Here is a 23,468-nt window from a genome sequence, read left to right on the forward strand (position 1 = left end):
GCGCTGGACGGGGAGGCACGGAGCGGCGGGATCCAGGGGCGTGGTGCGGCAATTCAGATGAGATTGCGCAGCGCCCGCTCCCGGATCATCAAGGCGGCGCGCTTCTCGGGGAGGTCGATCTCCGTGGAACAGCGGAATCCGGAGTTGAGAAAGGCTGATACGGAGGGGGTGTTGCGGATGTCCGGTTCGGCGATGACGCGTGCGCAGCGAGGGCGGTTGTCCAGCACCAGGTTGGCGACGGCGCGCAGCAGGGCGGTGCCCAGACCGCGGCCGCGGTTCGTGCCGTCTCCGATGAGCAGGTGGATACCCGTGTCGTGGGGGCGCGCCGGGTAGTGGCGGGAGAGCGGGTCGAGGTCGGCCCGGTAGATCTCCCAGTAGCTCATCGGCGTGCCGTCGAGGAGGCCGAGGCAGGGGATGCTGTGGCCGTTCCCGTCGAGCTGGGCCTGCACGTGGGCGGCGGTGACGGCGGCGGGACCGGCGAGTTCCCAGTAGGCGGCCACCTCGGGGTCGTTCATCCAGCCGGTGAGCAGCTCCAGGTCGCGGCCGAGCCGTACGGGTTCGAGGCGGAAGGCTCCGGCCGGGGTGATGGTGGTGCCCCATCCGGCCGGGGAGTCGAGGATTTCGGCCTCGGCGAGCAGGGGCAGCAGCCGGGTGCTGAGCCGCCGTCCGGGGATGCGAATGCCGATGGTGGCGGTGGCGGTGCCGCTTGCCGTGGGGGCGGCGGTGACGGGGTCGAGGGCGGTGGTGAAGGTGTCGGTGGAGGGCATCGGCGCTCAATCGTGGAGGGGGTTGGTGAGGGTGACGTAGACGGACTGGGAGTCGACGGGGCCGACGAGCTCGTCGAGGCCGCCGAGGCGGGTGAGCAGATTCGCCTTGCAGCGCAGGGTGGGTGAGTCGAGCAGCCGCGCGGGGAGCGGTCCGAGTCCGGAGGCCTTGCCGAGGAACCGGCGGAAGGCGGCGAGCAGGACGCGTTCGTCGGCGAGCCGTTGGGATCCGAAGGCGCCGATGAGGCCGAGCACGTTGTTGATGCCGAGGTAGTAGGCGAAGCGTTCGTCGGTGACGGCGTCGGAGACGAAGGTGTCGCTGGCGCTGCCGATGCCGGGGAGCCGGCGCTCGAGTTCCGCGCGGTGGGATGCGCGGAAGTAGTAGCCCTGGTTGTCGCGGTAGCGGCCGCCCACGGGCCAGCCGGCCGGGTCGAGGAGCACCAGGGTGTTCTGCTGGTGCGCTTCGAGCGCGATCCCGGCGAGCGCGTCGAAGGCGAGGACCGGCAGGACGACGTGCTCGAGGTAGCGCAGGAACCACTCGGCGGCGACGGCGTAGGTCGGGCGTCCGGTGGTGGCGGCGAGCCGGGAGACGGTCTCGGCGAGGCGGGAGCGCATGGTGGTCCGGCCCGGCCACGGGCGGGGTGCGGTGAGTGCGGCGATGCAGACGGCGTCGTCGTGGGAACGGAAGGGGTTGTGGCGCAGCACGGCGTCGAGTCCGGGGACGGGGGTGCCGTCCGGGGCGTCGACGGCGATCCAGGCGGGGTCGCGCACGATGTCGAAGCCGGGGTGGGCCGCCTGCCACTGTTCCGCGAGTCCGGTGCGGAGCAGCCGGTGTACCTCGACACCGCGGTGGAGTTCCTTGCGGAGGTTCTCGCGGCGGGAGTTGGTGATGCGCAGGCCCAGGGAGAGCTTGAGCATCGCGGGGGTGCCGGGGCGGTGGACGGTGCGGACGGAGGAGGTGGGGTACCAGGGCTCGCCGTACGGGCCCAGGTCGTGCAGGAGCCCGGCGTCGCGGAGGGCGGCGACGGCGGGGCGCTGGAGCAGGTCGCCGGCCTGCCAGGGGTGCAGGGGAAGGGGGGTCGTGCCGTCGGGCAGCGGGAGCCCGGGGGCGAGCCGGCCGAGGAGCCGGGCGGCGGAGACGGGGCGGCCGCGTTCGGTCCAGGCGGAGTCGGTGGCGAGGGCGGAGGGTTCGACGGCGAGCCAGTGCAGGGGGAAGGAGCCGTGCAGTTCGGGTGAGTAGCGGCGTGCTTCGGTCTCGGAGAGTCCTTCGCGGCTCTTCGGGTCCGGCTGGAGGGGGTGGCCGAGGAGGAGGGACTGTTCGGCGGTGAGGAAGAGGTCGCCGGCGACGGGTTCGGGCGGGGTGGGGCGCTCGCGCCGGTCGGCGATGAACTCGGCAGTGCGACGCACCGAGTCGGCGACCCGGCCTACGAGGTCGGCCCCTCCGCGTCCGCCGCTGTCGCCCTCGCGGGCGAGCAGTGAGGCGAGGGTGACGGCGTCCACGGCCGGGGCGTGGGCGGGCGCACCTTCGAGCCGGGCGGGGGCGAAGCGGTGCCAGCCGGCCGGGGACCAGTAGCGGACGGCGACGAGCAGGGCGGTGCCGGATGCAGGGAGGGGGATGCGGAGCAGGGTTCCGACGGGCCCGTCGGGACGGCCGATGCCGTTCTCGCGGACCCAGCACCGCAGCAGGTTCTCCACCGCGGCGGCCTCGGCGGCGACGGCTGGGTCGGGGTGGTCCAACAGGTCGGGCAGCATCGCGGGTTCGGGCCCGACGGGACCGGCAGAGCCGACCCGTGCCCGAAGCGTCCCGTCCTTCTGCCGCGGCACGGTCCCTCCACCGGCCGCCGAAGCCTGCCCTCCACCGGGGGCATCAAGGCCCCCGCTCCCCGAGGCGCCCTGCGAAGCCGCCCCCTGGGAGGGCAGCGGAGCCGAGGCCACGCCCTCCGTCACGGATTCCGCGGCGAACCCGCCGAGCCCCCCGACGCCGCCGCTGCTCCGGGGGCCACCAGGGGCACCGAGGCCGCCTGTCCCGCCCCGGCCACCGGCCGCCGAATCCGGCCACGGCATGGCCTGCGGGGCCGAGACAGTGCCCTCCGTCACGGGCTCCGGGGCGAGCCCACCGCGGCCGTCGGCGTCGCCACTGCTTCGGGGGCCACCGGGAACGCCGAGGCCGCCCGTTCCGCCCGAGCCGCCGGCCCCGGGGGTCGGCCACGGCGTGGGCTGCGGGGCCGGTGCAGTGCCCTCCGGCACGGGCTCCTGGGAGGCCCCGCCAACGCCACTGGCGCCGCCATTCCCCGGCGATGTCCCTGCGACCTCGTCGGCCTCGCTCCCGCTGCGGCCCCACGCCCCACCGGGGGCGCCGAGGCCATGGGTTCCGCCAGGGCCGTCAGTCACCGGGGTCGGCCACCGGGCGGCCTGCAAGCCCGAGCCCAACGGGGGCTGTGGTTCCGGGACGGAGCCCGCCAACTCCACCGGCTGCAGCCCGGGACCGCCCTGGGCGGTGGAGCCGCCGCCGCTCCCCGAATCGCCGGCACCACCTGTACCGCTCGGGCCGCCGGGAGCGCCCGGCCCGCCGGGCGCTGAGGCCGGGCCCGAGGTCGCCTGCGAACCCGAGCCCAACGGGGACTGCGGGGCGGACCCCGCCAACTCCACCGGCTGCAGCCCGGGACCGCCGCGGGTGGTGGAGCCGCCGACGCTCTCCGAATCGCCGGGAGCACCCGCCCCTGGGGTCCTGTCGACCCAACTCCCGCGCGGGCCACCGGGGGCACCCGTGCCGCGGATCTCGGGGGCAAGCCACAGGGTGGGTTGGGAGCCCGAGGACTGCGGGGGCAGAGCAGTGCCCTCTCGCTCGGGGTCCGAGGCAGACCAACCGAAGCCGTCGGCGCCGCTGTTCCACTGGGCTCCGCGGACACCAAGGCCCTCCGTCCCTGCGACGCCGCCGCTCGGGCCGTCGGCGGGGGCCGCGAGGCCTGCGGTCCCCGGGGCCTGCCTGGCTTCGGAGTCTGGGCCCTGGGTCCCGCCGGCACAGCTCAGGCCTGGGCTGCCGGGCGCAGCGGGACTGCCGATCCCTGCGGTCCCATCGGCTCGGCTCTGGAGCAAGTTCCCACTGGATCCGGCCGGACCACCGGCGGCGCGCACGCTGCGGGTTTCGGGGAACAGCCGCAGGGTGGCTTCGGAAGCCGAAACCAGGGGGCGATTCCGGGCCGGGGCGAGGCCCGCCAACTCCGGCTCCTGGATGGACCCGCCAAGGTGGGTGGCATCGCCCAGCCGCTCCGGGGCACCGGTCACGGCAACGCCACCAGACCCCGGGGGCGGCAGCCGATGGGGCTGGGACACCGAGCCCGGCAGGGGCTGCGGGGGCCGGGTCGTGCCCGCCGCCTCCCGCTCCGACGCGGCCTCCCCTAGGACGCCGGAGCCGCCGAGCCGGTCGGACTCGCCCGGGGCGCCGGTCCCGGCAGGGGCACCGGACCCGGGCGGCGACCACGGGTTGGCCGCGGACGACGCCGAGCCTGACGACTGCGGCGCGGGCTCGCCGCTCCCGGGGGCCGGCCACCCGGTGGGCTGCCGGGCTGAATCCTCTGGCTCGTGGTCCGATGCCGAGTCGCCGACCCGCGCGGGATCACCGGGGGCACCGGCCCCATGAGGCGGCCAGCGGAAGGCCGGCAGGGCCGAGCCCACCGGCTCGTGGTCCCGTGTGGAGTCACCGACCAGGGCGGGCCCGTCCGAGGCGGCGGTCCCAGGAGGCAACCGGCGGGAGGCCTGCGCGGCCGAACCCTCGGGCTCGTGGCCCGGTGTGGAGTCACCGACCGGAGCGGTCCCGTCCCAGGCTGCGGTTCCAGGAGGCAGCCGATGGGAGGCCTGCGCGACCGAGTCTGGCCGCTGCTGGTCCGGCCCCGGGACGCCGACCGGGCCCGCGGTTCCGGGGGCCGACCGGCGGGTGGGGTACGAGGGCGGGGCAGAGCCCGAGTCCGGATTCGGGGTGGAGCCAGGGTCTGTTCTGCTCGGGGCGTCGGTGGCGGGGCGATGGTACGGGGTGTCCCGGGCGGAGCCCAACGCCTCCGGCTCCGCCACCGTGCCGCCAATGCCGGCCGGGAGCGGGCTGGCTGGGGCCGGGTCGGCAGGGGCCGCGGGCCCGGCCGGGGCGACAGGCCCGCCGGGGCCAGCAGAGGCGCCGGGCCTGCCCGGGGCTGCAGAGGCGCCGGGCCTGCCCGGGGCTGCAGAGGCGCCGGGCCTGCCCGGGGCGTCAGGCCCGCCTGGGGCGACGGTCCCGCCCAGAGTGCTCGGGGCGTCGGTGGCGGGGCGATGGTACGGGGTGTCCCGGGCGGAGCCCAACGCCTCCGGCTCCGCCACCGTGCCGCCAATGCCGGCCGGGAGCGGGCTGGCTGGGGCCGGGTCGGCAGGGGCCGCGGGCCCGCCCGGGGCGACAGGCCCGCCGGGGCCAGCAGAGGCCCCGGGCATGCCCGGGGCTGCAGAGGCGCCGGGCCTAACGGGGGCGGCAGAGGCGCCGGAACTGCCCAGTGCGGCAGAGGGATCAGGTCTGCCGGAGGCAACGGAGGCGCCGAAACTGCCCGGGGCGGAGGCGCCGGGCCTGCCGGGGGCAGCGGGGACGCCGGGCATACCCGCGGCGGCGGAGACGACAGGCCTACCCGGGCCAGCAGACGCGCCGGGCCTTCCCAGGGCGTCAGGCCCGCCCAGGGCGACGGGTCCACCCAGGGCGGCGGTCCCGCCCAGGGCGCTCGGGGCGTCGGCGGCAGGGCCATGGTGTGGGGTGTCCTGGGCGGAGCCCGACGCCTCCGGCTCCGCCACCGGGCCGCCAGTGCCGGCCGGGAGCGGCACGGCTGGGGCAGAGGACCCGCCTGGGTCAGCAGGGGCAGATGGCCCCCCGGAAACGGCAGGAACGCCGGGCCTGCCCGGAGCGGCAGAGGCGCCGGGCCTACCGGGGGCAGCGGACGCGCCGGGCCCGCCCGGGCTGGCGGCCGCGGAGGAGCCGGGACCGCCCGGGGTGGCGGCGGAGCCGGGACCGCCCGGGGTGGCGGCGGAGCCGGGACCGCCCGGGGTGGCGGGGCCGGTGGGGGCAGGAAAGGCGGCGGGAGTGGTCAGGGGGGCCAGGAATACGGGGGGTTGGGGCGCTGCCGGGGGGTGGGGGGCCCAGGGCTCGGGCGTTCCGCCTGGGGGTGCCGGGTGGGGGGCCGGGGTGGCGGTGGCGGGGTGCTGCGAGTCGGGCATCGCGGGTCCTTGCGGGTCAGTGGAGCCGGCAGGCTGCGGCGGCGGTGGGGATGGCGTCGGCCAGGCGGTCCAGGACGGCGGAGGCCTGTTCGTCGGTGAGCGTCAGCGGGGGCAGGAGGCGGACGACGCTGGAGTGGCGGCCGCCTAGTTCGACGATCAGGCCGCGGTCCAGGCACTCCTGCCGGACGGCCGCGGCGAGGGCCTGCGCTGCCGTCCCGGTCTCGGGGTCGACGAGTTCGACGCCGATCATCAGACCGCGGCCCCGTACGTCCCCGATGCAGGGATGGTCGGACGCCAGCCCGCGCAGGGCCGTCAGCATGCGCTCGCCCAGGGCCCCGGCGCGCTCGGCGAGACGGTTCTTCCGTACGTACGCCAGGGTCGCGGCCCCGGCCGCCATGGCCAGCTGGTTGCCGCGGAAGGTGCCCGCATGCGCCCCGGGGGCCCACACGTCCAGGCCCGACCGGTACACGATCACCGCCAGCGGGAGGCTGCCGCCGATCGCCTTGGACAGGACCATCACGTCCGGCACCACCCCGGCGTGGTCGACGCCCCAGAAGGCGCCGGTCCGGCCGACCCCCGTCTGCACCTCGTCGGCGATCAGCGGGATCCCCCGGGCCTCGGTGATCTCGCGCATCCGGCGCAGCCACGCGTCCGGGGCCGGGAAGACCCCGCCCTCGCCCTGCACCGGCTCCACGAGCATCGCCGCGGGCGTCGGCACCCCGCCCTTCGGGTCGTCCAGCAGGCTCTCCGTCCAACGGGCCCCGAGCCGGGCGCCCTCGGGGCCGCCGACCCCGAACGGGCAGCGGAAGTCCTGCGGGAACGGCAGCCGGGTCACCCGTACGTCCTGGGCTCCGCCCGAGGCTCCCAGGGCCCCGGCGGTCATCCCGTGGTAGGCCCCGGTGAAGGCGAGCAGCCCCGAGCGCCCCGTGGCGGTGCGGACCAGCTTGAGCGCGGCCTCCACCGCATCCGTACCGGCGGGCCCGCAGAACTGGATGCGGGCGTCGGCCGCCAGAGCGGGCGGGAGGCAGGCGAACAGCTCGGTGGTGAAAGCGTCCTTGACCGGCGTCGCGAGGTCCAGGACGTGCAGCGGCGCTCCGGAGTCGAGGACGCCCCGGACGGCTTCGAGCACCACCGGGTGGTTGTGCCCCAGCGCGAGAGTGCCCGCGCCGGAGAGGCAGTCCAGGTAGCGCCGCCCGTCCGCGCCCTCGATCGTCAGCCCGCGGGCGCGCACCGGAACGATGGGCAGCGAGCGCGCGTACGTCCGGGCGGCGGACTCCCGCAACGCCTGCCGGCGCAGGATGCCCTCCGCCGCGACCGGCCCGCCGGGCCCCGCCGGCCCCGCTCCCCGGCTCCCCTGCGGCGGAACCTCCAAAGGCACCTCAAGCACCTCAAGCACCTCGAGCACCTCAGACACCGGAGACGCCTGAGGTACCTGCGCTGCGGCCGCGCCCTGCTCGGTCAAAGCCACGACTGTCGGACCTCCCGCACGGACTGCTCCATCGGATTGCGCCTCGAACATGAACGCTGCTCCCCCATCCCCCGTACGTACCAACGACGGTGGCGGCGGCGGATCACGGGTGGACCCAAGATCCTTGTCCCGCTCGGACTTCGGGGCGCCCTTCCAGGACCGGAACCGCGGCCCCGGGCTGCGCCGTCCCCAACGGCAGCGGCATAGTGGGGTGCTGCGCTCGGCGGCACGCACCTCGCGTGCCCCGTGCACCTCAACTGCACCGCGTCTCACGCCCAGAATTCACCAGGGGGATTCACGACATGCGACCGAACCGACCGGTCACCGCGATCCTGTGCGCGGCGGCACTCGCCATGACCGCCGCGGCCTGCGGACCCGGCGACGGGGAGGCCGGCGGCGACGCCAAGCCGACCGTGGCGGCGAGCCTCCCGTCCGGAGCCGACGGGATCAAGATCCCGGACCAGCTCAAGGACAAGCTCAAGCAGCACGGCATCGACATGGAGAAGTGGAAGGGGGGTGCGTGGAAGAACTGGAAGCAGGAGGACTGGCTCCGCGAGGCGGGCGACTACATCAACCCGATCATCGAGGACCTCTGGAACCCCGACCGGATGCGCGAGGCCGACAAGACCCCGCAGCCCCCGGCGGTCGACCAGGACGCCGGCAAGGACCAGGGCGTCACCGACCCGACCCCGGCGCCGGTGCAGGCCAAGGCCGCCAACGCGCCGTACCACGCGAGCGTTCCGGTCTCCGGCAAGGTCTTCTTCGACGGCCCCGAGGGCTCCATGGTCTGCTCGGCGACCGTGGTCAAGGACCCGGCCCACCCCGGGAGGTCCAACATGGTCTGGACGGCCGGCCACTGCGTGCACGCGGGCAAGTCCGGCGGCTGGTACCGCAACATCGCGTTCGTCCCGTCGTACAACAACGCGGGCAAGCCGGCGGCGCAGCTCAAGGGCGCCCCGCGCGAGCAGGTGGCCCCGTACGGCGTGTGGTGGAGCGACTGGGCGCAGACCTCGGACCAGTGGATCGCGAACGGCGGTCCGACCGGTGGCGCGGGTGCCCCGTACGACTTCGCGGTGCTGCACGTGACCCCGGAGAAGAGCACCGGGAAGTCCCTGGAGGAGACCGTCGGTTCGGCGCTCCCGGTGGAGTTCAACGCCCCGGCGGTGCCGAAGGTCGCGAGCATCACGGCGACGGGCTACCCGGCGGCGGCGCCGTTCGACGGCCAGAAGGCCTTCCAGTGCACGGACAAGCCGGGCCGGCTGTCGCTGGTCGCGAGCGCCCCGGTGATGTACCGCATCGGCTGCACGATGACCGGCGGCTCCTCCGGCGGCGGCTGGGTGGCCGCGGGCAGTGACGGCAAGCCGGCGCTGGTGTCGAACACCTCGATCGGCCCCGCCAAGGCGGGCTGGCTGGCCGGACCCCGGCTGGGCCCGGAGGCCAAGGGGATCTTCGACGCCGTGAGCGCCAAGTTCAAGTAGTCCCGTGTCCGAGTACACGAAAAAACGGAGGGCCCCCTGCCGCAGCAGGGGGCCCTCCGCCTTGTATCCGGTTACCCGGTTGTCCGGTTGCCTGTTACCGCTTCGCCGGCACGTACGGCGCCAGGTCCGCCGCCAGTTCCTGGTGGACCCGCACCTTCAGCAGGGTGCCCTCCGGGGTGTGCTCCTCGGAGATCACCTCGCCCTCGGCGTGCGCCCGGGCGACCAGCGAGCCGCGGGTGTACGGCACCAGGGCCTCCACCTCGACCTCGGGCCGCGGCAGTTCGGAGTCGATGAGCCCGAGGAGCTCCTCGATGCCCTGCCCCGTGCGCGCCGAGACGGCGATGGAGTGCCGCTCGATCCGCAGCAGCCGCTGCAGTACGAGCGGATCCGCGGCGTCGGCCTTGTTGATCACCACGATCTCGGGCACGTTGACCGCGCCGACGTCGCGGATGACCTCGCGCACCGCCGCCAGCTGCTCCTCCGGCGCCGGGTGCGAGCCGTCCACGATGTGCAGGATGAGGTCGGAGTCACCGACCTCCTCCATCGTGGAGCGGAACGCCTCGACCAGGTGGTGGGGCAGGTGCCGGACGAAGCCGACCGTGTCGGCCAGGGTGTAGATCCGGCCGCTGGGCGTCTCGGCCCGGCGCACGGTCGGGTCGAGGGTGGCGAACAGCGCGTTCTCCACCAGTACGCCCGCGCCCGTGAGGCGGTTGAGCAGCGAGGACTTGCCGGCGTTGGTGTAGCCGGCAATGGCGACCGAGGGCACCTTGTTGCGGCGCCGTTCCTGCCGCTTGATGTCGCGGCCGGTCTTCATGTCCGCGATCTCCCGGCGCATCTTCGCCATCTTCTCGCGGATCCGACGCCGGTCGGTCTCGATCTTGGTCTCACCGGGGCCTCGGGTGGCCATGCCGCCACCGCCGCCGCCACCCATCTGCCGGGACAGCGACGCGCCCCAGCCGCGCAGGCGCGGCAGCATGTACTGCATCTGCGCGAGTGCGACCTGCGCCTTGCCCTCTCGGGACTTGGCGTGCTGGGCGAAGATGTCGAGAATCAGAGCGGTCCGGTCGACGACCTTGACCTTGACGACGTCCTCGAGGGCGATGAGCTGGCCGGGGCTGAGCTCACCGTCGCAGACGACGGTGTCGGCGCCGCTCTCGAGCACGATGTCGCGCAGCTCGCGGGCCTTGCCCGAGCCGATGAAGGTGGCCGGGTCCGGCTTGTCACGGCGCTGGATCACACCGTCGAGTACGAGGGCGCCAGCCGTCTCGGCGAGGGCGGCGAGCTCCGCGAGGGAGTTCTCGGCGTCCTGCACCGTGCCGGAGGTCCATACGCCCACCAGCACGACGCGCTCGAGGCGCAGCTGGCGGTACTCGACCTCGGTGACGTCTTCGAGCTCGGTGGAGAGGCCGGCCACACGGCGCAGCGCCGCGCGCTCGGAGCGCTCGAACTGCTCGCCGTCCCGGTCTCCGTCGACCTCGTGGCTCCAGGCGACGTCCTCTTCCATCAGGGCGTCGGCCCGAAGGCTCTCGGTGAAGCTCTGCGAGTCCGGCACGTCCTGTGCGTCCCGCGCGTCCTGGGAAGGGGAAGAAGAGGAGGTCATTGGATCCTTACGTCGATATCGAATGGGGCCGTGCCCACACCTGACAGTGACTCTCGCACTGTCACGTCCAACGTGTCACATCGCCGGGAGATTCCCCCTGGCGTGCGGCCCTGTCGATGGTGACATGCCCGTTCCCCGCCGGTCACACGCTTTTCGGGCCGCCCCACTCCGGATGCCCGGGCATCGCCGGGGTCGTCTTCCCGTAAAGCCACGGCTTCAGGAAGGCTTCCAGGTCCCGACCGGCCACCTCCGAGGCCAGGCGTACGAAGTCGTCGGTACCGGCGATCCCGTCCCGGTTCTCCGCCACCCAGCGGCGCTCCAGCCGGTCGAAGGCCTTCTCGCCGATCTCCTGCCGCAGCGCGTACAGCACCAGCGCGGCCCCGTCGTAGACCACCGGCCGGAACAGCCCGATCTTCTCGCCGGGGGCGGCGGGCTTCGGCGCGGCCGGGGGCCCGCCGGCCGCCCGCCACTGGTCGGAGCGCTGGTACGCCTCGCGCATGCGCCGCTCCATGGAGTACTTGCCGAGGCCGTCCGCGTACAGGGCTTCGTACCAGGTGGCGTGCCCCTCGTTGAGCCACAGGTCGGACCAGGTCCGCGGGGTGACGCTGTCGCCGAACCACTGGTGGGCGAGCTCGTGGACCATCACGGCCTCCACGTACCACTCGGGGTAGCCCGCTCCCGAGAACAGGCCGTTCTCGAAGAGCGAGAGGGTCTGCGTCTCCAGCTCGAATCCGGTCTTCGCCCGTGCGATCAGTACGCCGTAGTTCTCGAAGGGGTAGCGGCCGACGTGCTGCTCCATCCACTGGACGTGCCCGGCGGTCTTCTTCAGCCAGGGCTCCAGCCGCTGCCGGTCCGCGGTGGGGACCACGTGGCGCAGCGGCAGCCCGTGCGGACCGGCGCCTTCCACCACGGCCGACGCGCCGATCGAGACCTGCGCGAGTTCGGTGGCCATCGGGTGCAGGGTCCGGTACGTCCAGGTGGTCGAGCCGGCGGCCCGGGGGGCCGGGAGGGCGCCGGGCACCCCGTTGGCGACGGCGGTGAGACCGGCGGGGGCGGTGATCCGGAAGGTGAAGTACGCCTTGTCCGCCGGGTGGTCGTTGCACGGGAAGACCCGGTGGGCGGCGTCGGCCTGGTTGGCCATGGCCAGGCCGTCGTCGGTGGGCACCCAGCCCCCGTCGGCGATGCCGCGCGGATCGCTGGTGTGCCGGATCGCGATGTGCAGCGGCACGTTGGCCGCGACGGGGCTCGCCGGGGTGAGCACGAGGTCCTCCCCGGCGCTCTCGAAGTGCGCCGGCTCGCCGTTGACCTCGGCGGACGCCACCGTTCCGTGGGTGAAGTCCAGGTTGATCCGCTCCAGCGGCTCCAGGGCGCGGGCGTCGATGACGGTGACCGCGTCGAGCGGGCTCTTGTTGTCCTTGTACGTGAAGGACAGGTCGTACGAGAGGACGTCGTACCCGGGGTTCCCGAGCTGCGGGAACAGCGAGTCGCCGATGCCCAGCGGCTTCGGCGGGGGCAGCACGGCGGCGACCAGGGTGAGGGAGGCCGCGGCGAGCAGGGCGGCGCGCAGGCGCGGGGAGGAGAGCTGCATCCCCCACCGCTTACCAGCGTCCACCGCGCACCCGGGCACGACGCGCGACGGTTCCACCCGAACGGGACCTTCCGGCGCCGCCCCGGCCTAGGCCTGGCCGAGGCGCGGCCTCGGTCCGGGCACGGCCCGGCCTCGGTCCGGGCGCCTACGCTCGGCGCACGTCGTAGACACCCGGTACGTCGCGCATCGCCCGCATCAGGGCCGGCAGCCCGGTCGCGTCGGGCAGCTGCAGCGTGTACGTGTGCCGGACGCGCTGCTCCACGGGCGGCTCCACGGTCGCGGAGACCACCTCGACCCCTTGGCGGGCGATGGCCTCGGTCAGGTCGGCCAGCAGGTGCGGGCGGCCGAACGATTCAGCGAGCAGCGTGACCCGGCAGTCCGCCGTGGCCCGCCAGTGCACGGCGACGGAGGTCCGCCCCAGCGCGCGCATCTGGGCCACCGCCGCGCAGTGGATGCGGTGGACGGTGACGGCCCCGCCCCGTACGACGAACCCGGCGACGGCGTCCGGCGGCACCGGCGTGCAGCAGCCGGCCAGCCGTACGGTGGCGTCCGGCAGGTCGGCGACCGCGTTGCCGCCGCCGCCCCGGGCGCCGACCACGGACAGCGGAGCCCGGGCGGGCGCGGTGGTGGGTTTCACCGAGTCGGGATGGGCCTGGAGCCAGCTGCTGATGGCGATCCGGGCGGCCGGGGTCCTGGCATGCTCCAGCCAGTCGGCGGCGGGCCCCGAGGAGGCGTCCTGGGCGAGCAGCAGCTGGACGGTGTCCCCGTCGGACAGCCGGGAGGCCAGGGAGGTGAGGCGCCCGTTGACCCGGGCGCCGATACAGCCGTGGGCCGCCTCGCCGTACTGCGCGTAGGCGGCGTCGATACAGCTGGCCCCGGCGGGCAGGCTGATCGTGCCGGGGGCACCTCCGTCGGCGCGGAACACGGTGATCTCCCGGTCCTGCGCCAGCTCGGCGCGCAGCACGCTCCAGAAGGTGTCCGGGTCGGGCGCGGACTGCTGCCAGTCGAGGAGGCGCGACAGCCAGCCGGGACGGGTCGGGTCGACCCGCTCCTCGTCGCAGTCTGCGGCGGCGGCCGGGGAGCCGGCTTCCGCCGGCGCGGCGGTCTCCGCCGCGGTGTGGGCGTACGGATTACCGAGGGCGACCACGCCGGCTTCGGCGACCCGGTGCATCTGGCGGGTGCGGACGATGACTTCGGCGACGTACCCCGCGGGCGTGGCGACGGCGGTGTGCAACGACTGGTAGAGGTTGAACTTCGGGGCGGCGATGAAGTCCTTGAACTCCGAGACGACCGGGGTGAAGCAGGTGTGCAGCTCGCCCAGCACGGCGTAGCAGTCGGCATTCTCGCCGACGAGCACGAGGATGCGGCCGAAGTCGGAGCCGCGCAGCTCGCCGCGCCCCCGGGCGATCCGGTGCACGGAGACGAAGTGCCGGGGCCGGACCTGTACCTCGGCGGCGATGCCGGCGTCGCGCAGGACGGTCTTGACGGAGTCGGCGATGGCGGGCAGCGGGTCGCGCTCCCCCGCGTGGGCCGCGATGAGCGCGCGGGTGTACTCGTACTCCTCGGGGTGCAGGATCGCGAAGACGAGGTCTTCCAGCTCGGTCTTGAGGGCCTGGACGCCGAGCCGTTCGGCGAGCGGGATGAGGACGTCGCGGGTGACCTTGGCGATGCGCGCCTGTTTCTCGGGGCGCATCACGCCGAGGGTGCGCATGTTGTGCAGCCGGTCGGCGAGTTTGATGGACATGACGCGGACGTCGTTGCCGGTGGCGACGAGCATCTTGCGGAAGGTCTCGGGTTCGGCGGCGGCGCCGTAGTCGATCTTCTCGACCTTGGTGACGCCGTCGACGATGAAGCAGACCTCGTCGCCGAATTCGGCGCGGACCTGATCGAGGGTCACCTCGGTGTCCTCGACGGTGTCGTGCAGCAGAGAGGCCGTCAAAGTGGTGGTCTCGGCGCCGAGTTCGGCGAGGATCAGCGTGACGGCGAGCGGATGTGTGATGTACGGCTCACCGCTTTTGCGCATCTGGCCGCGGTGCGAGGACTCCGCGAGCACGTACGCGCGGCGCAGGAGGGACAGGTCCGCGTCCGGGTGGTGGGCGCGGTGCGCCTCGGCGACGTGGCCGATGGCATCGGGGAGCCGGTCTCGGGACGTGGGCCCGAGAAGGGCAGCACGCCCGAGTCGTCGCAGGTCAAGGCGGGTCCGGCCCCGTCTGCGGAGTTCGGGGCGCGCTTCGGGTCGTGCTTCGGGGTTCGTGGCCTCTGCACTCATGGGCACCTCCGGCGGCTTCGACCGGCGGTGGCGGGCATGGGGTGAGCCCTCAGGGCCGGTGCCTGATGCTACCGACCCCACCACGTGGCGCAGTCCGCCTCTCGCTCAGCGTGAAACGGATCACCCATTAGAGGGAAGCTTCAGCCGAAAGCCGTTTCGGTGAGCCAGGCCGCGTCGAACTCGCCCGCGGCCACGATGACGGCCGGTCCGGTCATGTCGACCTGACCGTCGGGGTGTTCGGTGATGACGAGGGTGCCGCCGGGGAGGTCGACGGTGTACGTGACGGGCTCGCCGGTGACGGCCGGGTCGGCGCCGTCGCGGCGGATGGCGGCCACGGCGACGGCGCAGGCGCCGGTGCCGCAGGAGCGGGTCTCGCCGGAGCCGCGCTCGTGGACGCGCATGGCGACGTGCCGGGGGCCGCGGTCGACGACGAACTCCACGTTGACACCCGTCGGGTAGACCTCGGCGGGGCTGAACGGGGGCGGGTCGAGCAGCTTTCCGGCGTGGTCCAGGCTGTCAACGAACGCGACGGCGTGCGGGTTCCCCATGTTGACGTTGCGGGCGGGCCAGGCGCGCTCGCCGACCGTCACGGTGACCTGCTCCTCGGGGAGGACGGCGCGGCCCATGGAGACCGTCACGTCGCCGCTCTTGTCGAGGTGCACCCGCTTGACGCCGCCGCGGGTGGCGACGGCGAGGTCGCCGGGCTCGACGTGGCCGGCGTACTGGAGGTAGCGGGCGAAGACGCGGACGCCGTTGCCGCACATCTCGGCGACGGAGCCGTCGCTGTTGCGGTAGTCCATGAACCACTCGGCCTCGTCGGCCAGGTGCGCCGCCTCGGGGTGCGCGGCGGACCGGACGACGTGCAGCACCCCGTCCGCGCCGATGCCGGCGCGCCGGTCGCAGAGCTTCGCGACGGCGGTCGCGGGCAGCTCGACGGCGTTGTCCGGGTCCGGGACGATCACGAAGTCGTTCTCGGTGCCGTGGCCCTTGAGGAAGGAGAGGCTCGTCTGCGTCACCCGCCCATGGTACCGAGCGGGGCCTTCGGGCAGGTCGGCGGCGTCCGGGCCGGCCTGTCGGACAGGCGCTAGCGGAGCCGCGCGACCCGGTACACGGCCAGCGCCACGAGTGCCAGCGCGACCAGGGCGTACAGCCCGGCCATGCGCCAGTCGGGGCGGCGGCCGCTGCCCCGGGGCGGGAGCCCGGGCCAGCTGTAGCCCACGCGGCGCGCGGCCATCATGCCCCAGCCGCCGGCGCAGGAGCTGATAAGGAAGCCGAGCATGGCGACCACGGCCCCGCCGTCGCCGAACTCGAAGGCGAGCGGGAAGGCGAACATCAGGGAACCGGCCGCGGCCAGCATCACGATGGGGGCGATCTGCCAGATGCGCAGCCGGCGCTGCGGGCGCAGCTCGACCTCGAAAGCGGGACCGGCGGCGGCCTCCGCCTCGGCGGTGTCCGGTGCGTCCGGGCCGTCGGGGGTCAGCCGTGCCGGGTTTGTGGGCAGCCCGAGGCCGTCGGGCTCGGGAGCCTCTCCCCCAGCCGCTGCTGGGAGGTGCCCGAGAAGCGTCGGGTCCGCTTCCCGTCTCGTCCCGTCCTGCCCGGTGTCGCGAGGGCCGGCCTCCATTGCCACGCGCCCTCCCCACTCGGACTTCGCACGCCGTCGTTCACCGCCGGTGACCGCACCTGCGGAATTTGATGATGGCACGGCTCAGGGCCCCGAACGGGCGCGCGGGGCGTCCCGATGCCATCACGTGATCAGGCTGTGACCGCTCGTTCGACCAACGACTGCGCGAGTCCGACGAGTTCCCCCCGGTCCGCGACGGCGCCGCTGAGCCAGTGCACACGGGGGTCCCGGCGGAACCAGGAGTCCTGCCGCCGGGCGAACCGCTTGGTGGCGCGGACGGTCTCGGCCCGGGCCTCTTCCTCGGTGCACGCGCCGGCCAGGGCGGCCAGGACCTGCTGGTAGCCGAGCGCCCTGGAAGCGGTGACTCCGTCGCGCAGGCCGCGGGCCTCCAGCGCGCGCACCTCGTCCACGAGCCCGGCCTCCCACATCCGGTCCACGCGCAGGGCGATCCGCTCGTCGAGCTCCGGCCGGGCCACGTCGACGCCGATCTGCACGGTGTCGTAGACCGACTCGTGGCCGGGCAGGTTGGCGGTGAACGGCTTCCCGGTGATCTCGATGACCTCCAGGGCGCGGACGATGCGGCGCCCGTTGCTGGGGAGGATCGCCTGGGCGGCGGCCGGGTCGGCGGCGGCGAGGCGGGCGTGCAGGGCGCCGGGGCCGCGCAGCACGACCTCCGCCTCCAGCCGGGCGCGGACCTCCGGGTCGGTGCCGGGGAACTCCATCGCGTCGAGGGCACCGCGGACGTACAGGCCCGATCCGCCGACGAGGACCGGCGTACGGCCCTGGGCGAGCAGCTTGTCGATCTCGGCGCGGGCCAGGCGCTGGTACTCGGCGACGCTCGCGGTCTCCGTGACCTCCCAGATGTCGAGGAGGTGGTGCGGGACGCCGCCGCGCTCCTGCGTCGTCAGCTTGGCGGTGCCGATGTCCATCCCCCGATACAGCTGCATCGAGTCGGCGTTGACGACTTCGCCGTCGAAATGGCGGGCCAGGGCTACGCCCAGATCGGACTTTCCGGCCGCGGTGGGACCGACGACGGCGATGACCCGCGGGGCGGGGGCTGCATTCCTCACCGCCCCAGTCTCGCAAACACTGCGGCATGTACCCGATCGAGTTACGTGACGGGCTGTGGACGGGGTCGTTGCCCTGGCGAGGTTCCGCCGGGCGTACGCCCGGCGGAGGCCGGGCCGCACGAGGCGGAACTTCACCCGCACGAGTACCGTTATAGGAGTAGACATGGGTGTTTTTGATCGGCTTTTTCGTCGTAAGGGCCAGGATGCGACCGCAGAGGTCGCGACCGGGGACGTGCCGGCGGGGTCCGAGGCTGCGGTCGGCGAGACCGAGGCCGAGCCGGCCGCGACGGAGCCTCCTGCGGCGGAAGCCGTGGAGATCCCGAAGCAGCAGTCGGCGGAGGCCGCCGCGGACAGTGAGGCCGGCGAGAGCGCCCGTACGTAGACACCGCCACTGGAAGGTGACCCATGGGTCTGCTGGACACTCTGAAGGCCAAGCTCGCTCCGGCGAAGGACAAGGTCGGCGACCTCGCACAGCAGCACGAGGGCAGGATCGGCCAGAACCTCGACAAGATGGCCCAGGCCGTGGACTCCAAGACCAAGGGCAAGTACCACGGCAAGATCGAGACCGGTACGAGCAAGGCGAAGGACGCCCTGGGCAAGATCGCGCACAAGGACGCCCCCGGCGGGCCGACGCCGCCGACGGCAGCTTCCTGACGCGGTCCCGCACGGAGGGGGCGCGGGTTCAACGGAACCCGCGCCCTTTTCTCGTTCCTGCCGCTCAGGACCAGGCGGCGACGAAGTAGCCGACCCCGTACGGGGCGTCCTCGTACAGCAGCCGTCCCTCGAGGCCCGCGCCCTCGGCGGCGCCGGCCAGCACCTGCCAGGGGGCCCGGCCGGCGGCCTTGAGCTCGTGCGCGAGCTCGGCGTCGAGGGCGGCGAGCGCGGCCAGGTCGGCGGCGGCGAGGGCGCGGGCCGCGGCGGCGTCGAAGGCGGCGGCGCGGTCGTCGAGGTAGCCGGGGGCCTTCAGGGTGCGGCAGGCGCTGCCGTCGCCCATGACGAGGAGCGCGACGCGCTCCTCGCGCGCGGCGAGACCCCGGCCGGCCTCCAGGCACCGGGCGGTCTCGAGCGGTTCCCCGACCCCGAGGCCCTCCACGGGCGCGGAGCCCCAGCCGGCGCGGCCGAGCAGCCAGGCGCCGACGGCGAGGGACGGAGGCAGCAGGCGCGGCCCCTCCTCCCCGTCCCCGAGTTGTACGTCGGCCTCGACCCCGAATCCGCGGAAGCTGCCGCGGGCGCCCTGCGGGTAGGGGCCGCGGTGGTCCTGGTCGGCGGCTCCGATGACGACCAGCAGGTCGGGGCGGGAGGCGGCGAGCACCGCGAGCGCGTCGGAGCAGGCGGTACGGGCGTCGCCGAGTTCGGCGGCGGCCCCCGCGGCGACCTCGGGCACGAGGAGCGGCGGGGCGGGGCAGACGGCGGCGGCAACGAGCATGATCCGCAGCCTAGCCCCGCGCGACCCGCAATGCGGCCCCGCCCGGCCACCCCGCCTCCCGGGCCCCCGCCCGCGGCTCCGCCCCGGACCCCGGCGCCGCGAACGCCGGCGGGGCCGAATGCGCGGGGTCCTCAGGCGGGGTCGTCAGGAAGAGGCCGGCAGGGCGCAGCCCGAAGTGGCGACCGGGAGGGGGGCCGGGACGCCCAGGGTGGGGATGCCCAGCATGACGCCCTGGGGCTGCGCCGGCGCCGCGTTGCGCTTCTCCCAGGCGTCCCCCGCCCGCGTACGGCGCACCGACTCCGTCGGGCCCTCCGCCAGGAGGTGGTGCGGAGCCGCGTACGTGATGTCGACGGTCACCACGTCACCGGGACGGACCTCCGCCTCCGGCTTCGTGAAGTGCACCAGGCGGTTGTCGGGGGCCCGCCCGGACAGGCGGTGCGTCGCGCCGTCCTTGCGGCCCTCGCCCTCCGCGACCATGACCTCCAGCGTCCGGCCGACCTGCTTCTTGTTCTCCTCCCAGGAGATCTCCTCCTGGAGGGCGACCAGCCGCATGTAGCGCTCCTGGACGACCTCCTTGGGGATCTGCCCCTCCATGTCGGCCGCCGGGGTCCCGGGGCGCTTGGAGTACTGGAAGGTGAACGCGTTCGCGAAGCGCGCCTCGCGCACGGCGTGCATCGTCTGCTCGAAGTCCTCCTCGGTCTCACCGGGGAAGCCCACGATGATGTCCGTGGAGATCGCGGCGTGCGGGATGGCGGCACGCACCTTCTCGATGATGCCGAGGAAGCGCTCCTGCCGGTACGAGCGGCGCATCGCCTTCAGGATCGTGTCCGATCCGGACTGCATCGGCATGTGCAGCTGCGGCATCACGTTCGGAGTCTCGGCCATCGCCGCGATCACGTCGTCCGTGAAGTCGCGCGGGTGCGGCGAGGTGAACCGGACCCGCTCCAGGCCCTCGATCTGGCCGCAGGCGCGCAGCAGCTTCGAGAACGCCTCCCGGTCGCCCAGGTCGGAGCCGTACGCGTTGACGTTCTGGCCGAGCAGGGTGATCTCGGAGACGCCCTCGGCGACCAGGGCCTCCACCTCGGCGAGGATGTCGCCGGGACGGCGGTCCTCCTCCTTGCCGCGCAGCGCCGGGACGATGCAGAAGGTGCAGGTGTTGTTGCAGCCGACGGAGATCGAGACCCAGGCGGCGTACGCGGACTCGCGGCGGGTCGGCAGCGTGGAGGGGAACGCCTCCAGCGACTCGGCGATCTCGACCTGCGCCTCCTCCTGGATGCGCGCGCGCTCCAGCAGGACGGGCAGCTTGCCGATGTTGTGCGTACCGAAGACCACGTCGACCCAGGGTGCCCGCTTGACGATCGTGTCGCGGTCCTTCTGCGCGAGGCAGCCGCCGACGGCGATCTGCATGCCGGGGCGCTTGGTCTTCATCGGGGCGAGCCGGCCGAGGTTGCCGTACAGCTTGTTGTCGGCGTTCTCGCGGACGGCGCAGGTGTTGAACACCACGACGTCGGCGTCGCCGTCGGAGCCCTCGGGCGCGCGCGTGTAGCCCGCGCCCTCCAGCAGACCGGACAGCCGCTCGGAGTCGTGCACGTTCATCTGGCACCCGTAGGTGCGCACCTCGTATGTTCCCTTGACGTCCACTGCCGTGCTCCGGTCGCTGCTGCTGGTCATGCAACAAGGGTAGGCGGTACCCGGAGGCCCTCCGGCCCCCCGTGCGGCCCGCCCGCGGACGGGCCGCCCGTGACAGCGCGGCGGGTCGGTGGCAGGATCGCGGCCATGGCTCACGTACCGTCCCGCATCCGCAGGCGCACCGCCCTGTGGGGGCTGGTGGCCGTACTCGGGGTGCTCGCGCTGCTCGCATGGTGGCTGAAGCCCTTCGGCGAACCGGAGCTGAAGGGCGGGCTGAGCATCAGCACGGGCGTCCGTACCGGCGTCTACCACCGCTACGGCCAGCTGCTGGAGCAGGCGCTCGCCCAGGACATGCCCGAAATGAAGGTGCAGCTGGAGACCAGCCAGGGCTCGCAGGAGAACCTCCAGCGGCTGGCCTCCGGTGAGGCCGATTTCACCATCGCCACGGCCGACGCGGTCTCCAAGTACCGGGCGGACGGGAAGCCCGGCGCGGACCGGCTGCGCGGCGTCGCGCGGCTTTACGACGACTACGTGCAGCTGGTGGTGCCGTCCGGCTCGACGGTGCAGTCGGCGCGGGACCTGAAGGGCAAGCGGGTCGCGATCGGCCAGCCGGGATCCGGGGTGCGGCTGATCTCGGAGCGGCTGCTGACGGCGGCCAAGCTGGACCCGGCGCGGGACATCACCCCGGTGTCCATCGGCATCGACACCATGCCGGCGGAGCTGGAGGCCGGCCGGATCGACGCGTTCTTCTGGTCCGGCGGCCTGCCGACCAACGCGGTGCGCGAGCTGTCGGACCGGTTCGAGATCCGGCTCGTACAGCTCGGCGACCTGGTCGAGACGCTCCAGGCGAGCGGGAGCCCGGCGCGGTACTACCGGGCGGCGGTGATGCCCCAGGACGCGTACACCCGGGCCCGGAACACCTCGGCGGTGGCGACCCTGGCCGTACCGAACCTGCTGGTCACCACCGAGGAGATGGACCCGGAGCTGACCGAGCAGTTCACGCGGACGGTGATCCTCAGCCGCGACCGGATCGGGCACGAGGTACATGCGGCGCAGCTGGTGGACCTGCGCACGGCGATCTACACGGACCCGCTGGACCTGCACGAAGGGGCCCAGCGGTACTACCGCTCGGTCAAGCCGTAGGCACGCGCGCCGTAAGGACGCTCACGCGGGGCTCACGCAGCGCTCACGCGGCAGGCAGCAGCATCAGCGCCGCCGCAGCCGCGCCGATCAGTCCCGCGTGGGTGCCCAGGGCCGCCGGGACCACCTGCAGGCCCCTCACGAACGAGAGCGTGGCGTAGTCGGCCAGGTGGGCCCGGATCGGTGCGAAGAGGGTGTCGCCCGAGGCGGCGACGCCCCCGCCGATGACCGCGATGTCCGTTTCGACGAGGGTCGCGGTGGCCGCGATGGCGGCGGCCAGGGCGCGGCCCGCCCGGTCGAAGGCGGCCACGGCGACGGGGTCCCCGGCCCCGGCGGCCACGGCCACACCCGCTGCGGTGGCGTCCCCGTCCGGGCTCGCCGGGGCCCAGCCCTGGGCCCTGGCCCACCGGGCGATGGCCGTGCCCGAGGCGATGGACTCCACGCAGCCGCGGCCCCCGCAGACGCACGGCTCACCGTCGAAGGCCACGCTGATGTGGCCGATGTGGCCCGCGTTGCCCGTGGGGCCGGGGTGGAGCTGGTTGTTCAGGATCAGCCCGCCGCCCACCCCGGTGGAGACCACCATGCACAGGGCGTTCGCGTGCCCCCGGGCCGCGCCCAGCCAGTGCTCGGCGGCGGTCATCGCCGGCCCGTCGCCGGCGAGCACGGTGGGGAGGGCCGCGCCGTGCCGGGCCAGTTCGGCCTCGATCCGGGCCTGGACCGGGAACTCCCGCCACGCCCCGATGTTGACCGGGCTCACCGTGCCGCGGGAGGCGTCCACGGGGCCCGCGCTGCCGATCCCGCAGCGGACCGCCGAGGGCCAGAGCGGGGAGCGCGCGAGGTCCGCGACGACCTCGGCGACGGCGGCGAAGACCGCGTCGCCGTCCGCGCCCCGCGGGGTCGGGCGGCGGGTGGTGGCCGTCATCGTGCCGTCGGGGTGCACCAGGGCGCCGGCGATCTTCGTACCGCCGATGTCGATCGCGACCGTCAGGCCGGTGGCCGAGACGGTGGCCCGCGGTGCGGGGAAGGCGGGGTGGGGACTCGTCACGGCAGCGGCTCCAGGAAGGGGTCGGATTCAGTATGCGGTCGGCGGAGGGGCCGTACTCTCCCGGGGCTCCAGCCGGGGCTGCTCGCTCTCGCGGGCGCGCGGCGGGCTCCCCGCGAGCACGGCGAGGAGCTCGTCGGCGGCGAGCCGGCCGAAGCCTGCGGTGTCGCGTACGAGGGCGGTGAGCCGGGGGTGGGTGACCCGGCACAGCGCGGAGTCGTCCCAGGCGACGATGGAGATCCGGCCGGGGACCGCGATGCCCAGCTCGGCGGCGACGGCGATGCCCGCCACCGCCATCACGTCGTTGTCGTAGACGAGCGCGGTCGGCGGTTCGGGCTCGGCGAGGACCCGGCGGGTGGCGGCCGCCCCCTCGGCGTCGGAGTAGTCGGTGACCACGGAGCGCACGTGCTCCGGGCCGAGCCCGCGCGCCTCGGCCTCGGCGCGCAGCGAGGCCATCCGGCGGGCGGTGTGGGCGAGGCCGGGCAGCCCGGCGATGTGGGTGATCCGGCGGTGGCCCAGCCCGTACAGGTGGTCCAGGACCTGGGCCATGGCCCGGGCGTCGTCGGCCCAGACGGAGGACAGCGGACCGGTTCCGCTTCCGTCGGCCGGGACCGACGACAGGGGGCCGGTTCCGCTTCCGTCGGCCGGGACCGACGACAGGGGGCCGGTCCCGCCCGCTGCGCCGATCATGACCGCCGGGAGGCCGAGCCGTGCGAGGAGTTCCGGGCGGGGGTCGTCCGTGCGCGGGTCGACGACGAGGACCCCGTCCACGCGCCGTTCGGCCCACCAGCGGCGGTAGACGGCGCATTCGGCGTCGATGCCGTCCACGACCTGGAAGAGCAGGGCGACCCGGCCCGCGGACAGCACCTCCTGGATGCCGGAGACCAGTTGGAGGAAGAAGGACTCGACGCCGAGGGTCTGCGCGGGCCGGGCGAGCACCAGTCCGACCGCGCCGGAGCGTTCGCCGGACAGGGCGCGGGCGGCGCTGTTGGGCTGCCAGCCGAGTTCCTCGGCGACCCGGCGGATCCGGGCGCGGGTGTCCCGGGACACGCCGGGCCGGTCGTTGAGCGCGAAGGACACGGCGCTCTCGGACACCCCGGCCCGGCGGGCGATGTCCTTGATGGTGGGTCTGCGGGCCATGGCCTGCCTG

Annotated in this window: 17 protein-coding genes; 4 read left to right on the forward strand and 13 right to left on the reverse strand. The window is 74.2% G+C overall.

Features of this window, described 5'->3' with window-relative positions; all coding sequences use genetic code 11:
- Positions 1–53 precede the first annotated feature (53 nt).
- The 3 genes from OG299_RS11725 to OG299_RS11735 all read right to left on the reverse strand — a co-directional run bounded on the left by OG299_RS11725 (position 54) and on the right by OG299_RS11735 (position 7,506).
- Positions 54–767, reverse strand: coding sequence for a GNAT family N-acetyltransferase (locus tag OG299_RS11725; RefSeq protein WP_266636110.1), 714 nt, complete (start codon positions 765–767; stop codon positions 54–56).
- A 6-nt stretch (positions 768–773) separates the two neighbouring features.
- The gene (locus tag OG299_RS11730) at positions 774–2,684 is read right to left on the reverse strand and encodes an IucA/IucC family protein (RefSeq protein WP_442817585.1); all 1,911 of its coding nucleotides are present in this window, start codon (positions 2,682–2,684) and stop codon (positions 774–776) included.
- Positions 2,685–6,003: 3,319 nt separating this feature from the next.
- On the reverse strand, positions 6,004–7,506 hold the full coding sequence (locus tag OG299_RS11735) for a diaminobutyrate--2-oxoglutarate transaminase family protein (RefSeq protein ID WP_327361468.1): 1,503 nt from the start codon (positions 7,504–7,506) through the stop codon (positions 6,004–6,006).
- Positions 7,507–7,757: 251 nt separating this feature from the next.
- Here OG299_RS11735 and OG299_RS11740 point away from each other — a divergent pair, with 251 nt between their 5' ends.
- Positions 7,758–8,933 carry a hypothetical protein gene (locus OG299_RS11740; RefSeq protein WP_266636116.1) on the forward strand — a complete coding sequence of 392 codons (1,176 nt, stop codon included), beginning with the start codon at positions 7,758–7,760 and terminating at the stop codon, positions 8,931–8,933.
- A gap of 94 nt (positions 8,934–9,027) precedes the next feature.
- Here OG299_RS11740 and hflX read toward each other — a convergent pair whose 3' ends face one another.
- The 6 genes from hflX to miaA form a co-directional block, all read right to left on the reverse strand.
- A complete protein-coding gene (gene hflX / locus OG299_RS11745) occupies positions 9,028–10,533 on the reverse strand; it encodes a GTPase HflX (protein ID WP_266636118.1) in 1,506 nt (501 codons plus the stop codon).
- A 142-nt stretch (positions 10,534–10,675) separates the two neighbouring features.
- Positions 10,676–12,121 carry a M1 family metallopeptidase gene (locus OG299_RS11750; RefSeq protein WP_327361469.1) on the reverse strand — a complete coding sequence of 482 codons (1,446 nt, stop codon included), beginning with the start codon at positions 12,119–12,121 and terminating at the stop codon, positions 10,676–10,678.
- A gap of 145 nt (positions 12,122–12,266) precedes the next feature.
- Positions 12,267–14,390 carry a RelA/SpoT family protein gene (locus OG299_RS11755; RefSeq protein ID WP_266636120.1) on the reverse strand — a complete coding sequence of 708 codons (2,124 nt, stop codon included), beginning with the start codon at positions 14,388–14,390 and terminating at the stop codon, positions 12,267–12,269.
- A gap of 140 nt (positions 14,391–14,530) precedes the next feature.
- Positions 14,531–15,406: a diaminopimelate epimerase gene (gene dapF / locus OG299_RS11760; protein WP_327361470.1), complete on the reverse strand. Its 876-nt coding sequence runs from the start codon at positions 15,404–15,406 to the stop codon at positions 14,531–14,533.
- A gap of 68 nt (positions 15,407–15,474) precedes the next feature.
- A complete protein-coding gene (locus tag OG299_RS11765) occupies positions 15,475–16,011 on the reverse strand; it encodes a hypothetical protein (protein WP_327361471.1) in 537 nt (178 codons plus the stop codon).
- Positions 16,012–16,142: 131 nt separating this feature from the next.
- Positions 16,143–17,081, reverse strand: coding sequence for a tRNA (adenosine(37)-N6)-dimethylallyltransferase MiaA (gene miaA, locus OG299_RS11770; RefSeq protein ID WP_327361472.1), 939 nt, complete (start codon positions 17,079–17,081; stop codon positions 16,143–16,145).
- A gap of 163 nt (positions 17,082–17,244) precedes the next feature.
- Here miaA and OG299_RS11775 point away from each other — a divergent pair, with 163 nt between their 5' ends.
- Both OG299_RS11775 and OG299_RS11780 read left to right on the forward strand, forming a co-directional pair.
- A complete protein-coding gene (locus tag OG299_RS11775; RefSeq protein WP_327361473.1) occupies positions 17,245–17,463 on the forward strand; it encodes a hypothetical protein in 219 nt (72 codons plus the stop codon).
- Positions 17,464–17,486: 23 nt separating this feature from the next.
- A complete protein-coding gene (locus OG299_RS11780) occupies positions 17,487–17,735 on the forward strand; it encodes an antitoxin (protein WP_266636126.1) in 249 nt (82 codons plus the stop codon).
- A 64-nt stretch (positions 17,736–17,799) separates the two neighbouring features.
- On the opposite strand, the gene OG299_RS11785 is transcribed toward OG299_RS11780, so the two are convergent.
- Complete coding sequence (locus OG299_RS11785; protein ID WP_266636128.1) at positions 17,800–18,507, reverse strand: class III extradiol dioxygenase subunit B-like domain-containing protein; 708 nt, start codon at positions 18,505–18,507, stop codon at positions 17,800–17,802.
- 144 nt (positions 18,508–18,651) lie between these two features.
- Entirely contained in the window at positions 18,652–20,178 is a 1,527-nt protein-coding gene (gene miaB / locus OG299_RS11790) for a tRNA (N6-isopentenyl adenosine(37)-C2)-methylthiotransferase MiaB (RefSeq protein ID WP_266636130.1), read from the reverse strand.
- A 105-nt stretch (positions 20,179–20,283) separates the two neighbouring features.
- On the opposite strand from miaB, the gene OG299_RS11795 reads away from it, so the two are divergent.
- Entirely contained in the window at positions 20,284–21,279 is a 996-nt protein-coding gene (locus OG299_RS11795; RefSeq protein WP_327361474.1) for a TAXI family TRAP transporter solute-binding subunit, read from the forward strand.
- Positions 21,280–21,322: 43 nt separating this feature from the next.
- On the opposite strand, the gene OG299_RS11800 is transcribed toward OG299_RS11795, so the two are convergent.
- The gene (locus OG299_RS11800; protein ID WP_442817506.1) at positions 21,323–22,321 is read right to left on the reverse strand and encodes an ROK family protein; all 999 of its coding nucleotides are present in this window, start codon (positions 22,319–22,321) and stop codon (positions 21,323–21,325) included.
- Between the two features lie 27 nt (positions 22,322–22,348).
- Positions 22,349–23,458 carry a LacI family DNA-binding transcriptional regulator gene (locus OG299_RS11805; protein WP_327361475.1) on the reverse strand — a complete coding sequence of 370 codons (1,110 nt, stop codon included), beginning with the start codon at positions 23,456–23,458 and terminating at the stop codon, positions 22,349–22,351.
- Positions 23,459–23,468: the final 10 nt, after the last annotated feature.

The sequence above is a fragment of the Streptomyces sp. NBC_01296 genome, from assembly GCF_035984415.1.
Taxonomy (GTDB): domain Bacteria; phylum Actinomycetota; class Actinomycetes; order Streptomycetales; family Streptomycetaceae; genus Streptomyces.

Excerpts from the sequence above, each read along its gene's own strand:
- OG299_RS11725 (WP_266636110.1), bottom strand. The coding sequence starts at position 767 with ATGCCCTCCACCGACACCTTCACCACCGCCCTCGACCCCGTCACCGCC.
- OG299_RS11735 (WP_327361468.1), bottom strand. The coding sequence starts at position 7,506 with ATGTTCGAGGCGCAATCCGATGGAGCAGTCCGTGCGGGAGGTCCGACA.
- OG299_RS11740 (WP_266636116.1), top strand. The coding sequence starts at position 7,758 with ATGCGACCGAACCGACCGGTCACCGCGATCCTGTGCGCGGCGGCACTC.
- hflX (WP_266636118.1), bottom strand. The coding sequence starts at position 10,533 with ATGACCTCCTCTTCTTCCCCTTCCCAGGACGCGCGGGACGCACAGGAC.
- OG299_RS11750 (WP_327361469.1), bottom strand. The coding sequence starts at position 12,121 with ATGCAGCTCTCCTCCCCGCGCCTGCGCGCCGCCCTGCTCGCCGCGGCC.
- OG299_RS11755 (WP_266636120.1), bottom strand. The coding sequence starts at position 14,390 with ATGAGTGCAGAGGCCACGAACCCCGAAGCACGACCCGAAGCGCGCCCC.
- OG299_RS11765 (WP_327361471.1), bottom strand. The coding sequence starts at position 16,011 with ATGGAGGCCGGCCCTCGCGACACCGGGCAGGACGGGACGAGACGGGAA.
- OG299_RS11775 (WP_327361473.1), top strand. The coding sequence starts at position 17,245 with ATGGGTGTTTTTGATCGGCTTTTTCGTCGTAAGGGCCAGGATGCGACC.
- OG299_RS11780 (WP_266636126.1), top strand. The coding sequence starts at position 17,487 with ATGGGTCTGCTGGACACTCTGAAGGCCAAGCTCGCTCCGGCGAAGGAC.
- OG299_RS11785 (WP_266636128.1), bottom strand. The coding sequence starts at position 18,507 with ATGCTCGTTGCCGCCGCCGTCTGCCCCGCCCCGCCGCTCCTCGTGCCC.
- miaB (WP_266636130.1), bottom strand. The coding sequence starts at position 20,178 with ATGACCAGCAGCAGCGACCGGAGCACGGCAGTGGACGTCAAGGGAACA.
- OG299_RS11795 (WP_327361474.1), top strand. The coding sequence starts at position 20,284 with ATGGCTCACGTACCGTCCCGCATCCGCAGGCGCACCGCCCTGTGGGGG.
- OG299_RS11805 (WP_327361475.1), bottom strand. The coding sequence starts at position 23,458 with ATGGCCCGCAGACCCACCATCAAGGACATCGCCCGCCGGGCCGGGGTG.